Genomic DNA, 19,194 nt, shown 5'->3' with positions numbered 1-19,194 from the left:
TACAGGTTTATGCGTAATTCCTGTAGGAGCGAGGCTTGCCCGCGAAGACTGACTAACTGGCGACGACGTTCTAACGCTTGACCACCACATCCTGCTCCAACACCAACACCTTGTTCCCCGCATCCAGCTTGACCAGCGCGCCCATGGGCAACGTCAGGTTCGGATCACAATGCCCGCTGCGCCACCCGGCCAGCACCGGAATCCGCAACGGTTCGAAAGTCTGCTTGAGCAACCGCGCCAACGCAGCGCCATCCACCCCCGCCACATCCCCCACCAGCACCCCGCGCAGTTTGCCCAACGTGCCGGCCAGGCGCAGATGGGTCAGCAGCCGGTCGATGCGATACAGCGGCTCGTTGATGTCCTCGATGAACAGGATGACGCCCTCGGCATCGATTTCGTACGGCGTGCCCATGGTCGCGGCGATCAACGACAGGTTCCCCCCCAGCAAGCGCCCGTGAGCGATGCCAGGCTCGACGGTGCTTAACGGGTAGGCCACCGGGTGCGTCAGCACGCTGCCGGCCTTCAGCTGCCCGCGCAGCATGTTGAAGAACGAAGCCTCGGTAGGCTTTTGCTTGTCACCCAACAAATCTGCGTTGAGCAACGGCCCATGAAAGGTCACGAAGCCTGCGTAACGGCTGATAGCCAGATGCAACGCGGTGATGTCGCTGTAACCGATAAAGGGCTTGGCATTGGCGCGTAACAAGTCGAAATCGAGGCGATCCAGCAATCGCGGCGTACCGTAACCGCCGCGCAGGCAAATGATCGCGTCGACCTCGGTGTCGGCGAATGCCCCGTGCAGGTCATTGAGCCGCACTTCGTCACTGCCGGCCAGGTAGCCTTCTTGCTGGTATACGCCGGGAAACACCCGCAGCTCATAGCCCCGGGCACGCATCCATTGCACGGCTTTGTCGGTGTCCAGGGTGGCGGGACCGGCGGGCGCAATCACGCCGATCAGCCCTTCCGACGGCAGGGCCGGCACAGGGGCGTGAGGAAAAAGGGTGTGGGTCGGTCGAACGGTCATCCATGAATCTCCCTGCATGAAATCTTCAGCACACAGTAGTCAGGAACGGGCATAAACAGAAGGGGGTCGATCACGCCACGCAGTGCGGGAAAAGACCACCGTGGACGTAGGCAAGGCAAAAAAACGCCCGCATGGCCGGAACCGTGCGGGCGTTTTTGTCGTTCAGCCGCGAATCACAACGACGCTATCAGCTCGGCTTTAACCAGCTTCGCCTGCTCGTCGGCGTGGTACGAGGAACGCACCAACGGGCCGGAAGCGACGTTCTTGAAGCCCATCTTGTAGCCTTCCTCGGCGAACCAGGCGAACACGTCCGGGTGCACGAAACGCTGCACCGGCAGGTGGCTGCGGGACGGTTGCAGGTACTGGCCGAGGGTCAGCATGTCGATGTCGTGTTCGCGCATGCGCTTCATGACTTCGATGACTTCTTCGTCGGTTTCGCCCAGGCCCAGCATCAGGCCGGATTTGGTTGGAATGTGCGGCATCATCTGCTTGAAGCGTTGCAGCAGGGTCAGCGACCACTGGTAATCCGAACCCGGACGCGCAGCCTTGTACAGGCGCGGTACGGTTTCCAGGTTGTGGTTGAACACATCCGGCGGCTCGGCGGCGGTGATTTCCAGCGCCACGTCCATACGGCCGCGGTAGTCCGGGACCAGGGTTTCGAGCTGCACGTTCGGCGACAGCTTGCGGATCTCGCGGATGCAGTCGGCAAAGTGCTGGGCACCGCCGTCACGCAGGTCGTCGCGATCCACCGAAGTGATCACCACGTACTTGAGTTTCAGGTCGGCGATGGCGATGGCCAGGCTTTCCGGCTCGTTGGTGTCCAATGGCTTCGGACGACCGTGGCCGACGTCGCAGAACGGGCAGCGACGGGTGCAGATGTCGCCCATGATCATGAACGTGGCGGTGCCGCCGGAAAAGCACTCACCCAGGTTCGGGCAGGACGCTTCTTCGCAGACGCTGTGCAGCTTGTGTTTGCGCAGCAGGGCCTTGATGCGGTCGACTTCCGGGGACACCGGGATGCGCACGCGGATCCAGTCGGGTTTCTTCGGCAGTTCGGTGGTCGGAATGATCTTTACCGGGATACGTGCAACCTTCTCGGCGCCGCGCAGCTTGACGCCGGCTTCTACCTTGGCACGCGGGGCCGGACGCTCGGTGACATCCAGCGTCGGGATCATGGTTTGCACTGCATCAGTAGTCATATCAGTCGATTCCGCCCGTTAGGGTCGTCTGCTCAGCATAGTCGAGGTGTTTGACGAGCTGCGCGCGCAGCCGGGCACTTACCTCGGCAAATTCAATCGATCCTGCGTGATCGCTCAGCTGGGTCATCGCCAGCCCGGCGTAGCCGCAGGGATTAATCCGTCGAAACGGTTCCAGGTTCATGTCCACGTTCAGGGCCAGGCCATGAAAGGAGCAACCATGGCGGATCCGCAGACCCAACGAAGCAATTTTTGCCCCGTCGACGTAGACACCCGGCGCGTCCGGCTTGGCTGCGGCGGTGACGCCGTAGCTGGCCAGTAACTCGATCAGGCAGTGTTCCATGCGGGTGACAAGGTCACGCACGCCGAAACCCAGTTTGCGCACATCCAGCAACAGGTAGGCCACCAACTGGCCGGGGCCGTGGTAAGTCACCTGCCCGCCGCGATCGACCTGCACCACCGGGATATCTCCCGGCAGCAACAGGTGCTCGGCCTTGCCGGCCTGGCCCTGAGTGAACACCGGCGGGTGTTCGACCAGCCAGATCTCGTCCGCGGCGTCAGTGCCGCGTTCGTTGGTGAAGCGCTGCATGGCATGCCAGACCGGCTCGTAAGCCATCTGGCCGAGCTCGCGAAAGCCCAGCGTGCCAGACATCACAGCACCATGTGCACGAAACCGGTAGCCCGCAGTTCGCTGTTGATGTCGTACAGCTGGTCTTGACCGGTGGCGATGATGTGCAGCTGGATGGTGGTGTACTTGCCGTTGCTGCTCTGGCGTTCGTCCACCTTCTCATCGTTGATCGTCGCGTGTTTCTTGACGATATCGATGATCTTTTGCTTGATGTCGACAATGGTGTCACCGATCACCTTGATCGGATAATCATTGGCAGGGAATTCGATCTTTGGCGCCTTTACTTCGGTATCTGTCATGGCGTAACGGCCTCGTAAGCCGTGGCAACGGACATGGCCTCGCTCCGGATTGGATCGGGGCCATGCAAGTCCACACTAATTCAGTTGAACAAGCCGTAGAAGAATAGACGGATGCTATCCCACATGCGGCGGAAGATACCACCCTCGTCGACGGCGTCCAGGGCGATCAGGTCAGCGCTGTGCACCACCTTGTCGTCCAGCTTCACTTCGACTTTACCGATCACGTCGCCCTTGGCGATTGGCGCAACCAGTTGCGGGTTCATGGTCATGCTGGCGGCGAGCTTTTTCAGCTGGCCCTTCGGCAGGGTCATGGTCAGGTCTTCAGCCAGGCCGGCCTTGACTTGATTGGTGGTGCCTTTCCAGACAGGGGCCTGAGCCAGCTCGGCGCCTTTCTGATAGAAGGTCTGGGTTTCGAAGAAGCGGAAACCATAGGTCAGCAGTTTCTGGGTTTCGGAAGCACGGGCCACTTCGCTGTTGGTGCCGAACACCACGGCGATCAGGCGCATGCCATCACGGACGGCCGAGGACACCATGCAATAGCCGGCTTCGTCGGTGTGACCGGTTTTCAGGCCATCGACGGTCTTGTCGCGCCACAGCAGCAGGTTGCGGTTAGGCTGCTTGATGCCGTTCCAGAAGAACTCTTTCTGCGAGTAGATCGCGTAGTGAGCCGGGTCTTCGTGGATGATCGCGCGAGCCAGCAGCGACATGTCGTGAGCCGACGAGTAGTGCTCAGGGTTCGGCAGACCGGTCGGGTTCATGAAGTGGCTGTTGGTCATGCCCAGGTCGCCGGCCGTCTTGTTCATCATGTCGGCGAACGCGTCTTCGCTACCGGCGATGTGCTCGGAGAGCGCAACACTGGCGTCGTTACCCGACTGAATGATGATGCCGTGCAGCAAGTCGCTGACGGTTACCTGCGAGCCGACCTTGATGAACATCCGCGAACCGCCGGTGCGCCAGGCGTTTTCGCTGACGGTCACCGGGTCGTTTTCGCCGATCTGGCCACGACGGATTTCCAGCGTCGCAATGTACGCGGTCATCAGTTTGGTCAGGCTGGCTGGCGGCAGACGCTGGTCACCGTTGTTCTCGACCAGCACGTTACCGCTGCTGGCATCCATGAGCACATAGGATTTGGCGGCCAGTTGTGGTGGCGACGGCATCATTTCTACCGCAAAAGCGGCAGGCGTGATGAACAGCGGGACTAACAGGCACAGGCGTTTGGCAAAGGTGGTGATGTTCATCCGTCTCTCGAAATCGCTAATGGAAACTGCCCTAGGGCAAAACTAATCAGATGGCTTTCTAACGGGCCATCGCGTGTTCAGTTGCTCACTCAGAACCCTTGCCGGGCTTTTGTTCTTAACGAGCCAACAACCAGGTCCGCCCCCCAAACCGCAAGCGAACCTTCAATCAAGTACTGCGTGTTACTCGGCGGTGACCAGGCTCGGCGAACCGAGATTGGCCAATCGCACACTGTTCTGCACTTGCTGGATTTCACCCTGCGAACCGATCGGCCCCAGGCGCACCCGATGCAGTGTCTGTTGGTTGCGCACGATCGAGCTGATGAACACCGGAGCGCTCACCATCCCGCTGAGCTTCGATCTCAGGAGTTCTGCAGCGTCCGGGTTGGCGAACGCGCCCACCTGCAGATACTGGCCAGAGGCTGGTACAGAAGCGTTTTTTTTTGCGGCAACCTGCACCGGCACAGTGTCCGAGGCGTGTTGCTGCGGCGGCGGCGTCCATTGCTCGACCGTCCCCGCCGAAGCGGTAATGGTCGGCGCGGCATTTTGCGCTACTTGCGGCTCGTTGAGCATCAAAGGCGCCGGACGGCCTTTAGCGGCCCACCACTGTTGCGGATCGATGCCTTCAACCTTGACCCGCGCGGTGCCGATTTCGGCATAGCCGAGCTTCTTGGCGGCAGCATAGGATAAGTCGATGATGCGGTCCGAGTAGAACGGCCCACGGTCGTTGACCCGCAGGACCACGCTCTTGTTGTTGTCCAGGTTGGTCACCCGAACGTAACTCGGCAGCGGTAGCGTCTTGTGTGCGGCACTCATGCCGTACAGGTCATACACCTCGCCGTTGGCGGTGTTCTGGCCGTGGAACTTGGTGCCGTACCACGACGCGGTGCCCGAGGCGACGTAGGTCTTGGACTCTTGCAGCGGGAAGTAGGTCTTGCCCAGCACGGTGTACGGGTTGGCTTTATAAGGTCCGCTGTGCAAGGTCGGCGTGGCATCCGGGATGCGCGACACGTCGACGTCCCACCACGGCGCGCCGTCTTTGTGCGCGCGGTTGATGTCCAGCCCCGGCGTAGCTCGCACGGCGGTGGAGGGGGACTTCTGGGTCGGCGCGCGGCTGGTCGTACAACTGGCGACCAGCACCGCCAACGCGGCGTATGCCATCAGCTTCAGGGGTTTATTCATAGGCAATGCCCGCATTACTTGACGCCCCGTGCTTGGACCAGCTGTTCAGACAGTTGATGTACGGCCATGGCGTACATCACGCTGCGGTTATAACGCGTGATCGCGTAGAAATTCTTCAGGCCCATCCAGTACTCGGGGCCATTGTCACCTTCCAGGCGGAAAGCGGTGACGGGCATATCATCGCGCAGCGCATCATGACTCGACCAGCCCAACGCCCGCAACTCCCCGACGGTTTTCGTCGGCTCAATGCCGGTGGTCAAACCCTCGTCCACCTGATCGCCACGCACATCGGCGCGGCTGACCACAGGCTCGCCGGCAACCCAGCCGTGACGCTTGAAATAACTGGCGACGCTGCCGATGGCATCGTCCGGATTGGTCCAGATATTAATGTGGCCGTCACCGTCGAAGTCCACCGCATACGCGCGAAAACTGCTCGGCATGAACTGCGGCAGGCCCATGGCACCGGCGTAGGAACCTTTGAGGGTCAACGGGTCGACCTGCTCTTCCCGGGCCAGCAGCAGGAATTCACGCAATTCCTTACGGAAGAATTCGGCACGGGGAGGATAGTCGAAACCCAGGGTCGACAATGCATCGATCACCCGGTAATTGCCGGTATTGCGGCCGAAAAAGGTTTCAACGCCGATGATCGAGACAATTACCTGAGCCGGTACGCCATATTCCTGCTCGGCACGGGCCAACACCGCCTCGTGCTGGCGCCAGAAGTCCACGCCACGGGCAATGCGCGCGTCGGTAATGAACATCGGGCGATATTCGTTCCACTGTTTAACCCGCTCGGCAGGTTTGGAAATAGCGTCCAGGATCGCCTGCTTGCGCGCGGCTTCGCGGAACACGCCCATCAGCTGTTCACCGGCAAAACCGTAGTCGCGGGTCATTTCACCGACGAATTCGGCCACCTGGGGTGAGCCTTCGTAATCGCCGGCCCGCGTTTCTGCGGTACCAAGGATGCCTACCAGGCCGACCCACGGCGCGTATCGAGTCGCCCAGCCACGCATTGCTTGCATTGAAATCTTCACCTTATTCAAACCTGTGCGATCCACTTACGATGGGTATGGATCGACATCAAAACCCCAAACGCTGACAGCAGCGTCACCAGCGAAGTTCCTCCGTAGCTAATGAACGGCAACGGCACCCCCACAACCGGCAACAGGCCACTGACCATACCGATGTTGACGAAAACGTAAACAAAAAACGTCATGGTCAGGCTGCCTGCGAGCAATTTGCCGAACAAAGTCTGGGCCTGGGCGGTAATCACCAGCCCGCGACCGATCAACAACAGGTAAATCAGCAACAGTGCGCAAATGCCCACCAGGCCGAATTCCTCGCCCAACACCGCAATAATGAAGTCGGTGTGGCTTTCGGGCAGGAAGTCCAGGTGCGACTGGGTACCCAGCAACCAGCCCTTGCCGAAAACGCCGCCAGAACCGATGGCAGCCTTGGACTGAATGATGTTCCAGCCGGTGCCCAGCGGATCGCTTTCCGGGTCGAGGAACGTCAGGATTCGCTGCTTCTGGTAGTCGTGCATGATGAAGAACCACATCGCCACCGCCACCGGCACTGCCGCGGCGATCACGCTGAGGATCCAGCGCCAGCGCAGGCCGCCCATGAACAGCACGAACGCGCCGCCGGCCAGGATCAGCAGCGAAGTGCCGAGATCCGGCTGACGCACGATCAGGATAAACGGCAAGCCAATCAGGAACAGACTGACGCCCACGTGCTTGAGCTGCGGTGGCAACGTGCGTTTGGACAAGTACCAGGCGATGGTCGCCGGCATCAGGATCTTCATGAATTCCGAGGGCTGGAAGCGGATCACCCCGGGAATGTTGATCCAGCGCGTGGCGCCCATGGCGTTGTGGCCCATGACGTCCACCACTACCAGCAACAGCACGCCGAGCACGTAGCCGACCGGCACCCAACGGGCCATGAAACGTGGTTCGAACTGGGCGATGACGATCATCGACACCAGGCCGATACCGAATGAAGTGGCTTGCTTGCCCAGCAGATCCCAGCTCTTGCCACTGGCCGAATACAGCACAAACAGGCTGCCGGCGGCGAGGGTCAGCAGCAGGATCAGCAATGGGCCGTCAATGTGCAGGCGTTGCAACAGCGTCGCTCGGCGACGCATCACGTCCTCACTGGAGAGGATGCGATCGAAATTACTCTTCACGGGCCGTAGCCTCCGCGCTGATAGGGCCGGCGTACTCAGGTTTGAGTCGTCCATCCTGGTCCAGGAGCCAGGCATCCATGACTTGACGTACAACCGGCGCGGCGACGCCGGAGCCGGACTCGCCGTTCTCGACCATCACCGACACCACGATTTTCGGGTTGTCGGCCGGCGCGAAGCCGACGAACAAGGCGTGGTCGCGGTGACGCTCCTGCACCTTGGAACGGTCGTACTTCTCGCCCTGCTTGATCGCGACCACCTGGGCCGTACCGCTTTTGCCGGCGATCCGGTATTGCGAACCGATGGCCGCTTTGCGCGCGGTGCCGCGCGCGCCGTGCATCACTTGCTGCATGCCGTGGTTGACCTTGGCCCAGTCGGACGGGTCGCGCAGGACGATGTCCGGCATCGGATCTTCATCCTTGGGCTTTTCGCCTTCGACGGTCTTGGCCAGGTGCGGACGGTTCCACACACCTTTGTTGGCCACCAGCGCCGTGGCTTGCGCCAGTTGCAGCGGCGTCGACTGCATGTAGCCCTGGCCGATCCCCAGAATCAGGGTTTCGCCCGGGAACCAGGCCTGACGCCGGGTTGCACGCTTCCACTCGCGGGACGGCATCAGCCCGGGCGATTCTTCGAACATGTCCAGCGAGACCTTCTGGCCAATGCCGAACTTGCCCATGTACGAGGACAACCGATCGATGCCCAGCTTGTGGGCCAGGTCATAGAAGTAGGTGTCGTTGGAACGCATGATCGCCGTGTCCAGGTCGACGAAGCCGTCGCCGGTACGGTTCCAGTTACGGTATTTGTGATCGTAGTTGGGCAGTTGGTAATAACCCGGGTCGAACACACGGGTCGAGGCTGTGACCACACCGGAATCCAGGCCGGCAATCGCCACCGCTGGCTTGATGGTCGAGCCCGGCGGGTACAGACCGCGCAGGACGCGGTTGAACAGCGGCCGGTCAATCGAATCGCGCAACTCGGCATAGGCCTTGAAGCTGATGCCGGTGACGAACAGGTTCGGGTCGAAGCTCGGCTGACTGACCATCGCCAGCACTTCGCCGGTTGCCGGGTCCAGCGCCACCACCGCACCACGGCGACCACCGAGCGCCAACTCGGCGGCTTCCTGCAATTTGATGTCCAGGCTCAGGACGATGTCCTTGCCGGGAATCGGATCGGTACGCTTGAGCACACGCAATACGCGGCCCCGAGCGTTGGTCTCGACTTCTTCGTACCCTACCTGGCCGTGCAGCTCGGGCTCGTAGAAGCGCTCAATGCCGGTCTTGCCGATGTGATGGGTGCCGCTGTAGTTGACCGGGTCCAGCGACTTCAGCTCTTTCTCGTTGATCCGGCCCATGTAGCCCACGGAGTGCGCAAAATGCGCGCCCTGCGGGTAATGCCGCACCAACTGCGCGACCACTTCCACACCCGGCAACCGGAACTGGTTCACCGCGATCCGCGCGATCTGCTCTTCGGTCAGCTCGAACAGGATCGGCACCGGCTCGAACGGCCGGCGCCCCTGCTTCATGCGTTTCTCGAAGATCACCCGGTCCTCGGGCGTCAGTTCCAGCACCTGGACGATCACGTCGAGCACTTGCTGCCAGTCGCCGGAGCGCTCGCGGGTCATACTCAGGCTGAAGCTGGGCCGGTTATCGGCCACCACCACGCCATTACGGTCGAAGATCAGCCCACGAGTCGGCGGAATCGGCTGCACGTGGACGCGGTTGTTTTCCGACAGGGTCGAGTGGTACTCGTACTGGATGACCTGGAGGAAATACAGCCGCGCGATCAGCACGCAGATTAGCGCCACCACCGCAATTGCCCCGAACACGACGCGGCCACGCACCAGACGGGCGTCTTTTTCGTGGTCCTTGATGCGGATCGGCTGGGACATGAGGGCAGAGCTACTTGTGGTAAGGGTGGCCGGACAACACTGTCCAGGCACGATACAACTGTTCGCCGATCAGAATCCGCACCAGCGGGTGCGGCAACGTCAACGGCGACAACGACCAGCGCTGATCAGCCCGGGCACAGACTTCCGGCGCCAGCCCTTCGGGGCCACCGACCATGAAATTCACCGTGCGCGAGTCCAGCCGCCAGCGATCGAGTTCGACCGCCAGTTGCTCGGTACTCCAGGGCTTGCCGTGGACTTCGAGGGTGACAACCCGCTCGTTCGGCCCGACCTTGGCCAGCATGGCTTCGCCTTCCTGACGGATGAAGCGCGCCACGTCGGCGTTCTTGCCACGGGTGTTGAGCGGTATTTCCACCAGTTCCAGCGCCAGCTCGGACGGAAGACGCTTGGCATATTCATGCCAGCCTTCTTCCACCCACTTGGGCATGCGTGAACCGACGGCGATCAGTCGCAGTCGCACAGCGGTCCCTTATTGCTGGTCTTTGTTGAGCTTGATGAAATGCTCGTGGGTGTTTTCCGGGCTGTGGTGAGCCGCGTTCAGCGCACGGCTCTGCTCGGCACCGGACCACAGGCGCTCGAGGTCGTAAAACTGACGAGCCGAAGCGGTCATCATGTGCACGATCACGTCGTCCATATCCAGCAGGACCCAGTCGCTGTCGCCCTTGCCTTCTTCACCCAACGGCTTGACGCCGAGGGCTTTGACCGCTTCGCGAACCTTGTCCAGCATCGCGCCGATCTGGCGGTTGGAGGTACCGGTGGCGATGATCATGTAGTCAGTGATGCTCTGCTTTTCGCGAACGTCGATGACCTGGATGTCCTGGCCTTTTACGTCTTCCAGGGCAGCTACGGCAATCTTGACCAGCTCGTCACCCTTCAGCGGCTCGGTGGTAAGAACCGGCTCAGGCAGCGGGGCGCTCTTGAACGTGCCTTTGCGCTTTACTTTAGTTACGTCTTTGTTCGTCATATAAAACTCGTTTTGCTCGTATGTTCGGGCGCTTCAATACACGTCATTACGTGCCGGGAAGCATGCCCTCTTTTCAGTTCGACGCACGGTAAAGACCGTGCGCATCGATGTAGGCCAGGACCGCGTCGGGCACCAGGAAACGTACCGACTTACCGCTGGCCAGCAGTTGACGGATCTGGGTGGCGGATACCGCGAGCGGCGTCTGCCAGACGAATGCAATCTGTCCGCTCGGCCCTTTGAGGGCCAGCGGGTCGCTCACCGAGCGTGCCGCCAACAGATTGCGCAAGGCATCCGGCGGTTCGCTGTCGGCATCCGGGCGTTGCAGCACCAGGATGTGGCAATGCTGGAGCAACTCTTCCCAGCGGTGCCAAGTGGGCAGGCCGCAAAATGCGTCCCAGCCCAAAAGTAGAAAAACCTGGGTATCCGCGGCCATCTCAGCACGCATCAATTCCAGGGTATCGATAGTGTAGGACGGTTTGTCCCGCTGCAATTCGCGGGCGTCCACCACCAACGGTGCCACACCGGCCACCGCGCACTCGACCATCGCCAGACGGTCCTGCGCCGACACCTGTGGCGTATTCCGATGAGGCGGTCTGGCACTGGGTGTCAGACGCAGCTCATCGAGCCCCAGGGATTCGGCGACTTCCAGTGCACCGCGCAAATGGCCGATGTGCACCGGGTCGAAGGTTCCGCCCAGCACGCCAATGCGTCGAGGCCCAGCCTCGCCGGCAGTGACCGGGGCTGACGGGTCGAGGTCGCCCAAGTCAGACCGACTCCTGTCCGCGCAACTGGCCGTCACCGACCACGATGTACTTCTCGCAGGTCAAACCTTCGAGGCCCACCGGGCCGCGGGCGTGCAGCTTATCAGTAGAAATGCCAATCTCGGCACCCAATCCGTATTCAAAGCCATCGGCGAAGCAGGTCGGGGTGTTGATCATCACCGACGATGAGTCGACTTCGGCCACGAAACGCCGGGTGTCAGCGAGGTTTTCGCTGACGATCGAATCGGTGTGATGGGAGCCGTGCTTATTAATATGCTCGATGGCCTGATCCAAGCCATCGACGACGCGGATCGACAAGATCGGCGCCAGGTATTCGGTGTTCCAGTCTTCTTCAGTCGCCGCCGCAGCATCAATGATCGCCCGCGTACGTTCGCAACCGCGCAGCTCGACGCCTTTTTCGCGGAACTGAGCGGCCATCGATGGCAGGAAATCCTTGGCGACGGTTTGATCTACCAGCAGGGTTTCCATCGCGCCGCAGATGCCATACCGGTAAGTCTTGGCGTTGAAGGCGATGCGCTGGGCTTTCGCCAGATCGGCGTGGGCACTGACGTAAACGTGGCAAATGCCGTCCAGGTGCTTGATCACGGGCACGCGGGCGTCGCGGCTGACCCGTTCGATCAGGCCCTTGCCACCGCGCGGCACGATGACGTCGACGTATTCCGGCATGGTGATCAACGCGCCAACGGCGGCACGGTCGGTGGTCTCGACCACTTGCACCACGGCGGCCGGCAGCTCGGCTTCGGCCAGGCCGCGCTGGATGCAGGCGGCAATGGCACGGTTGGAATGAATCGCTTCGGAGCCGCCACGCAGGATGGTCGCGTTACCGGACTTCAGACACAGGCTGGCGGCATCGATGGTCACGTTTGGCCGGGATTCGTAAATGATGCCGATCACGCCCAACGGCACACGCATCTTGCCGACCTGGATGCCGGACGGGCGAAAGCTCATGTCGCGGATTGCGCCGACCGGGTCCGGCAGGGCTGCAACCTGGCGCAGACCGACGATCATGCTGTCGATGCGCGCCGGGGTCAGCGCCAGACGCTCCAGCAAGGCAGCGTCAAGACCGTTGGCCCGACCGGCGGCCAGATCCAGTTCATTGGCGGCCGTCAACTCGCCGCGCGCGGCGTCCAGCGCATTGGCAGCAGCCTGCAAGGCGCGGTTTTTCTGCGCAGTGCTGGCACGGCCGATGATGCGCGACGCTTCGCGGGCAGCGCGACCCAGGCGGGTCATGTAGTCGAGGACGGACTCAGTCATGTCTGATGGGATCTTGGCAAAGATGAAAGCGGCAGATTATAGCTGTCGCGTCCTAGGACTAACAGCGGTGACAGGCGGATGGTCGAAATGGAGGGCAAATTGCCGACGTTCAGCCGTGATTAAGCTGCAAATTGGTATCATCACCGCTCAATCAGCCCTGATAAACGCCGTTCATCATGTCCAACCTGACTGTTCGCGCCGCCCTTTCAGCCTTGCCCACGGCGCTGCCGGATGCTTTTTTCGACCGCGACGCACAAGTCCTGGCCCGGGATTTACTCGGTAAAGTCATCCGTCACCGGGTGGGCGACCTGTGGCTCAGCGCCCGGATCATCGAGACCGAAGCGTATTACTGCGAAGAAAAAGGCAGCCACGCGTCCCTTGGCTACACAGAAAAACGTAAGGCTTTGTTTCTGGATGGCGGCCACATCTATATGTATTACGCCCGGGGCGGCGATTCTCTGAACTTCAGTGCCCAAGGGCCGGGCAATGCCGTGCTGATCAAATCCGCCTATCCGTGGGTCGATGAATTGAGCGGGCCGGCGAGTCTGGCGCAGATGCTGCTGAACAACCCCGACGCCCAGGGCCGCCCTCGCCCCGCGCAAAAACTCTGCGCCGGCCAGACCTTGCTCTGCAAATCGCTGGGGTTGAAGGTGCCGGTCTGGGACGCCAAGCGCTTTGATCATGAAGTGTTGCTGGTGCAAGACATCGGCCCCGCCCCCGTCCACATCGTTCAAACCACGCGACTGGGCATTCCCCATGGCCGTGACGAACACCTGATGTACCGCTTTGTCGATGCGGCGTATGCGCCGTACTGCACGCGGAACCCGCTGCGCCGGGGGCAGGTCGAAGGTCGCGATTATTTTTTGCTGTGAACACACGCCCCGCCGGGGTCGATTCGTAGAATGGAGTTGTACGTATGGGCCCATGGCTCGATAGCATCACCGGCTGGTTGACGGTCAATCCGCAGTGGCTGGCCGCCGCCGTATTCATCGTGGCCTGCGTGGAATGCCTGGCGATTGCCGGGTTGATCGTGCCGGGCACGGTTTTGTTGTTTGCCGTGGCGGTGCTGGCCGGCAGTGGCGCGCTGTCGCTGGGCGAAACGCTGTTGCTGGGATTCCTCGGCGGCTTGCTGGGTGATGTAATTTCCTACTTCCTGGGACGACACTTCCACCAGAACATTCGGCGCTTGCCGGGCCTGCGTCATCACCCGGAATGGATTGCCGGGGCCGAGTCCTATTTCCAGCGCTATGGCATCGCCAGCCTGTTGGTCGGGCGTTTCATCGGGCCGTTGCGGCCAATGTTGCCGATGGTGGCCGGGATGTTCGACATGCCCTTCCCGCGCTTCGCCGCCGTCAGCCTGTTGGCCGCCGCCGGCTGGACCATTGCCTATCTGCTGCCGGGTTGGGCCACGGGAGCGGCGATTCGCCTGCCCTTGCCGGAAGGATTCTGGCCTGAAGCCGGGATCGTCGCCGGTAGCATTGCGGCGATGATCGGCTTGAGCGTCACCAGCAGTTTGCGACGCCATCGGCATGCCACCGCTTATATTGCCGGCCTCGGTCTGCTGATTTTGCTGGGACTGTTTATCGGGTATCCGCATCTGACGGCCCTCGACCAGGGCGTGATGACCCTGGTGCAAGAACACCGCAGCCCAATGCTCGATGAAGTGGCGGTGACCTTCACGCTGATCGGTGAATTCCGCTACATGCTGGTATTCAGCGCCCTGTTGACCGGCCTGCTGTTGCTCACCCGGCAATGGCGCCAGGCAATCTTCGCCGGCGGTACGCTATTGTTTACCGCCCTGGGCAACACCGTGACCAAGCAATTTTTCGCCCGTGTGCGTCCGGAAGTATTGAGCGACCCGCTGACCAGTTACAGCATGCCCAGCGGCCACGCTTCGGGCTCTTTTGCGCTATTCCTGACCCTCGCGGTGCTCGCCGGTCGCGGGCAGCCGCCACGGATGCGCCTGACCTGGCTGCTGCTGGGCTGCCTGCCGGCGCTGTCGATTGCCTTGTCGCGGGTGTACCTCGGCGCGCACTGGCCGACAGACGTGCTGGCCGGCGCGATGCTGGCGGCGTGTGTCTGTGCCGCGGGCCTGTGGCTGAGTCAACGCCAGACGCCGCTCAACGCCATGCCGCCGAAGGTCTGGTGGCTGGTGTTGCCGTCGTTGCTGGCGCTGTTTGCCTTTTTTGCGTTGCGCCATTTGCCGCATACGATGTTGCGCTACGCCTACTGAAGATCGCAGCCCCGTAGCAGCTGCCGAGCAGCTGCCGAGTAGCGCAAGGCTGCATTCGGCTGCACAGCAGTCGCCATTCAGGCACACCGCATGCTCAGGATTTGCGAGGACTTCGTCCTCGAACGCAGCCTCGCGGGCTCGGCAGCTGCTACATGCGCCCGTCAGGCAAACAACTCGCCCTGCAACTCATCCAGCAACGCCTGAATCGCATCCAGCCGTTGTTGCGGGTCATCGAGTTGCAGCAGGTCGATCTTGTCCACTTCGGCGAACGGCAGCAGGTACGCCAACTGATTGGCCAGCGACTGTTGCCCGGTCGCTTCGGTGCCCATGTTCAGCGCTTCGACCATCGGGTGTTCGGCCAGGGCCTTGAGCAAGGCAACCAGGTCGGCGTCTTCATCCTGCAACGGTTGTTCGGGCTCGTCTTCCAGCCACTCGACATCGGCGATGGTCAGGTGATCGCGCTGCACTTCGGAGCGCAAGACGTGGAACCGCCGCCCACCCTGTACCCGAATCCCCAACAAGCCGTTGTCCTGCTGCTTGAAATCGGTGATCAACGCTTCACAGCCGACCAGCGCATAACCTGCCGGGGCGATGCCGACTTCCTCGCCATCGAGGATGCACACCACGCCGAAGCCGCTGCCCTGTTTCATGCAGCGGCTGATCATGTCCAGGTAGCGCGCCTCGAAAATCTGCAAATCGAGGATGCAACCAGGGAACAGCACCGTGTTCAGCGGAAAAAGCGGCAAGCTCATAGACATATCCTTACACCACCATCGACACGGCCAACGGCAGGAATACCGCCGTGGCCACGCCCATCAGACTCATCGCCAGCGCCGCGAAGGCGCCGCACTCTTCACTTTCCTGCAACGCCACCGACGTGCCGACCGCGTGGGCGGTCAGCCCTAAAGCCATGCCGCGGGCCTCAGGACTGTGGACACCGAGCCGGGTCAAAAGACTCGGGCCGAAAATCGCACCGATCACACCGGTAATCAACACGAACACCGCCGCCAGCGCCGCGACACCACCGATCTGCTCAGCCACCAACATGGCAATCGGCGAGGTCACGGATTTGGGCGCCATGGTCATCAGGATCATGTGTTCGGCGCCGAACCACCAGCCGAGCAACACGCCCATGCCCGTGGCGACCACGCCGCCTATCACCAGCGTAGTAAATATCGGCCAGAATAACTGCCGAATCCGTCGCAGATTCAAGTACAGCGGCACCGCCAGGGCAACGGTGGCGGGACCGAGCAGGATGCTGAGGATCTCGGTGCTCTTGCGGTACTCGGCGTAGGTCAGGCCGCAGCCTACCAATACGCCGATCACCAGCAGCATGGACACCAGCACCGGTTGCAGGAAGATCCAGCGGGTTTTCTCGAACGCCGCGAGCACTAGTTGATAAGCGCCGAGGGTAATGCCGATGCCGAACAGCGGATGGTGAATCACCGAATCGAGAGCGCCCTGCCAATCGAGAATCATGGACGATCTCCGCGATGGGCATGACGCTTGACCAGGCGCTGCATCAGCCCCCCGACGAAGGCCATCGACAGCACCAGCGACAACACCAATGCGCCAGCGATGGCCCAGAAATCCGCGGCAATGTCCTTGGCGTAAACCATCACACCCACCGCCGGCGGCACCAGCAACAGCGGCAGGTAGCGCAGCAGACTACTGGCGGCCAGGTTCAGCGGTTCGCCGACTTCGCCACGACAAATCAGGAACACCAGCAACAGCAGCAGGCCGACAATCGGCCCCGGCAGCACCGGCAAAAACAGGTGGTTGATGGCTGTGCCCAGCAATTGGAACAGCACCAGCCAGGTCAGGCCACGTAACAACATCCAGCAATCTCCCCACGTGTTGTCCCCATCAAAAAGGGGCCGGGCATTATAAGCACGCCGACGCTATAGACCGGCATTCGCCAAAAGCATGGTCAGTTGACCGGAGCCATTTGCCATGTTGATCTAAAGTGGTAATCCGGGAGGTCAAATCCCCCCAACTCAAAACTATAAAACCGATGAACCCAAGGAGAGTCTCAATGCCCTATGTTCCCGTTGCAGAGCTCAAAGATTATGTCGGCAAGGAACTTGGACGTTCCGAATGGCTCACCATCGATCAGGAGCGCATCAACCTGTTCGCCGAAGCCACCGGGGATTATCAGTTCATTCACGTCGACCCGGTCAAAGCCGCGCAAACGCCATTTGGCAGCACCATTGCCCACGGTTTCCTGTCGCTGTCGCTGATTCCCAAACTGATGGAAGACATCCTGATCCTGCCGCAAGGCGTGAAGATGGTGGTCAACTATGGCCTGGACAGTGTGCGTTTCATCCAGCCGGTGAAAGTCAATTCACGGGTCCGGCTCAAGGTCGACATGAACGAAGTCACCGAGAAGAAACCCGGCCAATGGCTACTCAAGGCCACCGCTACCCTTGAGATAGAAGGCTCGGACAAACCGGCGTATATCGCCGAACCGCTGTCCCTCTGTTTCGTGTAAACCATCCCGAATGCGAAGCAGCGCACGCTGTTTCGCGACCTTCTCTATATATGCGACACATAGCTGCGGCATACTCGGTCGCCTAATTGCCCGGATCCCGCTATGCGCTCACTTGCACTCCTCGCTTTGACCCTGATGCTCACCGCTTGCGGCGATGGTGAATCGCTGTTGTCCCCTGACGCCCGCCTGCCGGACGGCGGACGCTATCGAGGGGATCTGGTCAACGGGTTGTTGCAGGGCCAGGGTCGTATCGACTACCCGAGCGGCAGTTGGTACGCCGGTCAGTTCGACAAAGGCCAGTGGCATGGCCAGGGCGAATGGCACGGCAGCAACGGCGAAGTCTATCGCGGACAATTCCAGCAAGGTCTGTTCGACGGCCAGGGCACGCTGACTACCAATGGCAGCAGCTACACCGGCGGCTTCAAGCTTGGCCGGCGCGACGGCGAAGGCACCCTCAAAGAAAACGGCATGACTTACCGCGGTGAGTTCAAGGCCGACCAATATTCAGGGCTCGGTCGTCTCGAACTCGATGACGGCAGCACCTATCAAGGCCAGTTCGCCCACGGCAAACCCAACGGCGAAGGCCAGCGCGGCGATGCCAGTGGCAATCAGTTCAGCGGGCATTTCGTCGATGGTCAGCTGGAGGGCAACGGCACGTTCAACAGCGCCGACGGCGATATCTACGTCGGTGGCTTCAAGGACAACCAGCTCCACGGCAAGGGTCGCTACGAAAACGCCGATGGCGATGTCTGGATCGGCCAGTTCAAGGAAGGCGTGCTCAGCGGCAAGGGCGAGCTTATCGGCACCGACGGCAGCCACTACATCGGCCAGTTCAGCGACTGGCGCTTCACCGGTCAGGGCCGCTTGAACCTGGCCGACGGCAGTTTCTATGTCGGCGGTTTCGACAACGACAGTTATTCCGGTCGCGGCACGCTGGTACTGACCGATGGCTCCGTGATGAGCGGCACCTGGATCAATGGCCAGCGCGTGCGCGACGCCGATGGCAAGTTGCTGCCCGATACTCTGGAGCTCGGCTTGCTCGCCCAGGGTCGCTTGCTCGATGAAGCGCTGGCCAACGTCCCCGCCTCCACCCCGGCGGTCGAGTTGTACACCCTGACTCTCGGTGGCGACGGCAAGCAGAGCGTGTTCCTGCGCGAGTCCGACTACGTCGCCAACATGCTCGCCAGCCGCTTCGGCGCTTATGGGCAAATTCGTCTGGTCAACCATCGCGAACACCTCGCCGACCGGCCGATGGCCACCCGGGAAAACCTGCGCCGCGCCGTCCAGACCCTGGCCGAGCGCAGCGGCCCGGAAGACTTGCTGTTCATCTACCTGACCAGCCACGGCACCAGCGAACACGAACTGGTGCTCGACCAGCCGCGCATGGAACTGGCTGACCTGCCGGCCGACGAACTGGCCGCGGTCCTGACCCCGCTGAAGAATCGCGACAAGATTATTGTCATCTCTTCCTGCTATTCCGGTGGTTTCATCCCGGCGCTGAAAGACGAACGCACCCTGATCATGACCGCCTCGCGGGCGGACCGGGTGTCCTTCGGTTGCTCGGAAGAAGCCAACTTCACCTACTTCGGCGACGCGCTGTTCGCCCAGGCGCTGAACCAGACCGACGACCTGGAGCAAGCCTTCAAGCTGGCCAAGGCCACCGTGGCCGAGCGTGAACTGGCGGATAACTTCGAAGCCTCTGAGCCACAGATCTGGGCGCCGAAAACCGTCCTCTCCCATTGGCAACTGCTGCGCAAGCAACAAGCGCGCAAAGCATTACAAAGTGCTGCTATCAGCAGCAAGGATGCCAAGCTCAACTAA

At 61.3% G+C, this 19,194-nt stretch carries 20 protein-coding genes; 4 read left to right on the top strand and 16 right to left on the bottom strand.

Annotation, left to right across the window (positions count from 1 at the left end):
- Window positions 1-70: 70 nt before the first annotated feature.
- From HKK53_RS24615 to HKK53_RS24555, 13 genes are all read right to left on the bottom strand, one after another.
- Entirely contained in the window at window positions 71-1,021 is a 951-nt protein-coding gene (locus HKK53_RS24615) for a S66 peptidase family protein (RefSeq protein ID WP_169372927.1), read from the bottom strand.
- Window positions 1,022-1,194: 173 nt separating this feature from the next.
- The gene (lipA, locus tag HKK53_RS24610) at window positions 1,195-2,220 is read right to left on the bottom strand and encodes a lipoyl synthase (RefSeq protein WP_123509883.1); all 1,026 of its coding nucleotides are present in this window, start codon (window positions 2,218-2,220) and stop codon (window positions 1,195-1,197) included.
- A gap of 1 nt (window position 2,221) precedes the next feature.
- Window positions 2,222-2,869: a lipoyl(octanoyl) transferase LipB gene (lipB, locus tag HKK53_RS24605; RefSeq protein WP_169372926.1), complete on the bottom strand. Its 648-nt coding sequence runs from the start codon at window positions 2,867-2,869 to the stop codon at window positions 2,222-2,224.
- Window positions 2,869-3,144 carry a DUF493 domain-containing protein gene (locus HKK53_RS24600; RefSeq protein WP_054052426.1) on the bottom strand — a complete coding sequence of 92 codons (276 nt, stop codon included), beginning with the start codon at window positions 3,142-3,144 and terminating at the stop codon, window positions 2,869-2,871. Before HKK53_RS24600 ends, lipB begins: the two co-directional genes overlap by 1 nt.
- Window positions 3,145-3,224: 80 nt before the next feature.
- On the bottom strand, window positions 3,225-4,382 hold the full coding sequence (locus HKK53_RS24595; RefSeq protein ID WP_149660886.1) for a D-alanyl-D-alanine carboxypeptidase family protein: 1,158 nt from the start codon (window positions 4,380-4,382) through the stop codon (window positions 3,225-3,227).
- A 180-nt stretch (window positions 4,383-4,562) separates the two neighbouring features.
- Window positions 4,563-5,576, bottom strand: a complete 1,014-nt coding sequence (locus HKK53_RS24590; protein ID WP_169372925.1) for a septal ring lytic transglycosylase RlpA family protein — start codon at window positions 5,574-5,576, stop codon at window positions 4,563-4,565.
- Window positions 5,576-6,583, bottom strand: a complete 1,008-nt coding sequence (gene mltB, locus HKK53_RS24585; RefSeq protein ID WP_169372924.1) for a lytic murein transglycosylase B — start codon at window positions 6,581-6,583, stop codon at window positions 5,576-5,578. Before mltB ends, HKK53_RS24590 begins: the two co-directional genes overlap by 1 nt.
- Before the next feature lie 17 nt (window positions 6,584-6,600).
- A complete protein-coding gene (gene rodA, locus HKK53_RS24580) occupies window positions 6,601-7,704 on the bottom strand; it encodes a rod shape-determining protein RodA (RefSeq protein WP_169374289.1) in 1,104 nt (367 codons plus the stop codon).
- Window positions 7,705-7,735: 31 nt separating this feature from the next.
- Window positions 7,736-9,631: a penicillin-binding protein 2 gene (mrdA, locus tag HKK53_RS24575; RefSeq protein WP_169372923.1), complete on the bottom strand. Its 1,896-nt coding sequence runs from the start codon at window positions 9,629-9,631 to the stop codon at window positions 7,736-7,738.
- A 10-nt stretch (window positions 9,632-9,641) separates the two neighbouring features.
- Window positions 9,642-10,109, bottom strand: a complete 468-nt coding sequence (gene rlmH / locus HKK53_RS24570; RefSeq protein WP_007937439.1) for a 23S rRNA (pseudouridine(1915)-N(3))-methyltransferase RlmH — start codon at window positions 10,107-10,109, stop codon at window positions 9,642-9,644.
- Window positions 10,110-10,118: 9 nt separating this feature from the next.
- Window positions 10,119-10,613 (bottom strand): ribosome silencing factor, encoded by a 495-nt coding sequence (rsfS, locus tag HKK53_RS24565; RefSeq protein ID WP_123404548.1) that lies wholly within the window; start codon window positions 10,611-10,613, stop codon window positions 10,119-10,121.
- 73 nt (window positions 10,614-10,686) lie between these two features.
- Entirely contained in the window at window positions 10,687-11,376 is a 690-nt protein-coding gene (gene nadD, locus HKK53_RS24560; RefSeq protein WP_169372922.1) for a nicotinate-nucleotide adenylyltransferase, read from the bottom strand.
- Window position 11,377: 1 nt separating this feature from the next.
- Window positions 11,378-12,649 (bottom strand): glutamate-5-semialdehyde dehydrogenase, encoded by a 1,272-nt coding sequence (locus HKK53_RS24555; protein ID WP_169372921.1) that lies wholly within the window; start codon window positions 12,647-12,649, stop codon window positions 11,378-11,380.
- A 176-nt stretch (window positions 12,650-12,825) separates the two neighbouring features.
- On the opposite strand from HKK53_RS24555, the gene HKK53_RS24550 reads away from it, so the two are divergent.
- Window positions 12,826-13,521: a DNA-3-methyladenine glycosylase gene (locus tag HKK53_RS24550; protein ID WP_169372920.1), complete on the top strand. Its 696-nt coding sequence runs from the start codon at window positions 12,826-12,828 to the stop codon at window positions 13,519-13,521.
- Window positions 13,522-13,565: 44 nt separating this feature from the next.
- On the top strand, window positions 13,566-14,882 hold the full coding sequence (locus HKK53_RS24545) for a bifunctional DedA family/phosphatase PAP2 family protein (protein WP_169372919.1): 1,317 nt from the start codon (window positions 13,566-13,568) through the stop codon (window positions 14,880-14,882).
- Window positions 14,883-15,043: 161 nt separating this feature from the next.
- Here the strand turns inward: HKK53_RS24545 and HKK53_RS24540 are convergent, their stop codons facing one another.
- The 3 genes from HKK53_RS24540 to HKK53_RS24530 are packed head-to-tail and all read right to left on the bottom strand — an operon-like array spanning window position 15,044 to window position 16,720.
- Window positions 15,044-15,634, bottom strand: coding sequence for an LON peptidase substrate-binding domain-containing protein (locus HKK53_RS24540; RefSeq protein ID WP_054616727.1), 591 nt, complete (start codon window positions 15,632-15,634; stop codon window positions 15,044-15,046).
- Between the two features lie 10 nt (window positions 15,635-15,644).
- The gene (locus HKK53_RS24535; protein WP_169372918.1) at window positions 15,645-16,361 is read right to left on the bottom strand and encodes an LrgB family protein; all 717 of its coding nucleotides are present in this window, start codon (window positions 16,359-16,361) and stop codon (window positions 15,645-15,647) included.
- A complete protein-coding gene (locus HKK53_RS24530; protein WP_169372917.1) occupies window positions 16,358-16,720 on the bottom strand; it encodes a CidA/LrgA family protein in 363 nt (120 codons plus the stop codon). Before HKK53_RS24530 ends, HKK53_RS24535 begins: the two co-directional genes overlap by 4 nt.
- A gap of 197 nt (window positions 16,721-16,917) precedes the next feature.
- Between HKK53_RS24530 and HKK53_RS24525 the strand changes: the two genes are divergently transcribed.
- Together HKK53_RS24525 and HKK53_RS24520 are read left to right on the top strand one after the other, a co-directional pair.
- Window positions 16,918-17,373 carry a MaoC family dehydratase gene (locus tag HKK53_RS24525; RefSeq protein ID WP_133837569.1) on the top strand — a complete coding sequence of 152 codons (456 nt, stop codon included), beginning with the start codon at window positions 16,918-16,920 and terminating at the stop codon, window positions 17,371-17,373.
- A gap of 102 nt (window positions 17,374-17,475) precedes the next feature.
- On the top strand, window positions 17,476-19,194 hold the full coding sequence (locus tag HKK53_RS24520; RefSeq protein WP_169372916.1) for a C13 family peptidase: 1,719 nt from the start codon (window positions 17,476-17,478) through the stop codon (window positions 19,192-19,194).

Origin of the sequence: Pseudomonas sp. ADAK7 (genome assembly GCF_012935675.1) — a bacterium.
GTDB lineage: Bacteria > Pseudomonadota > Gammaproteobacteria > Pseudomonadales > Pseudomonadaceae > Aquipseudomonas.
Note: the sequence above shows the minus strand (reverse complement) of the source record. Positions and strands in the feature narration are given on the sequence as shown.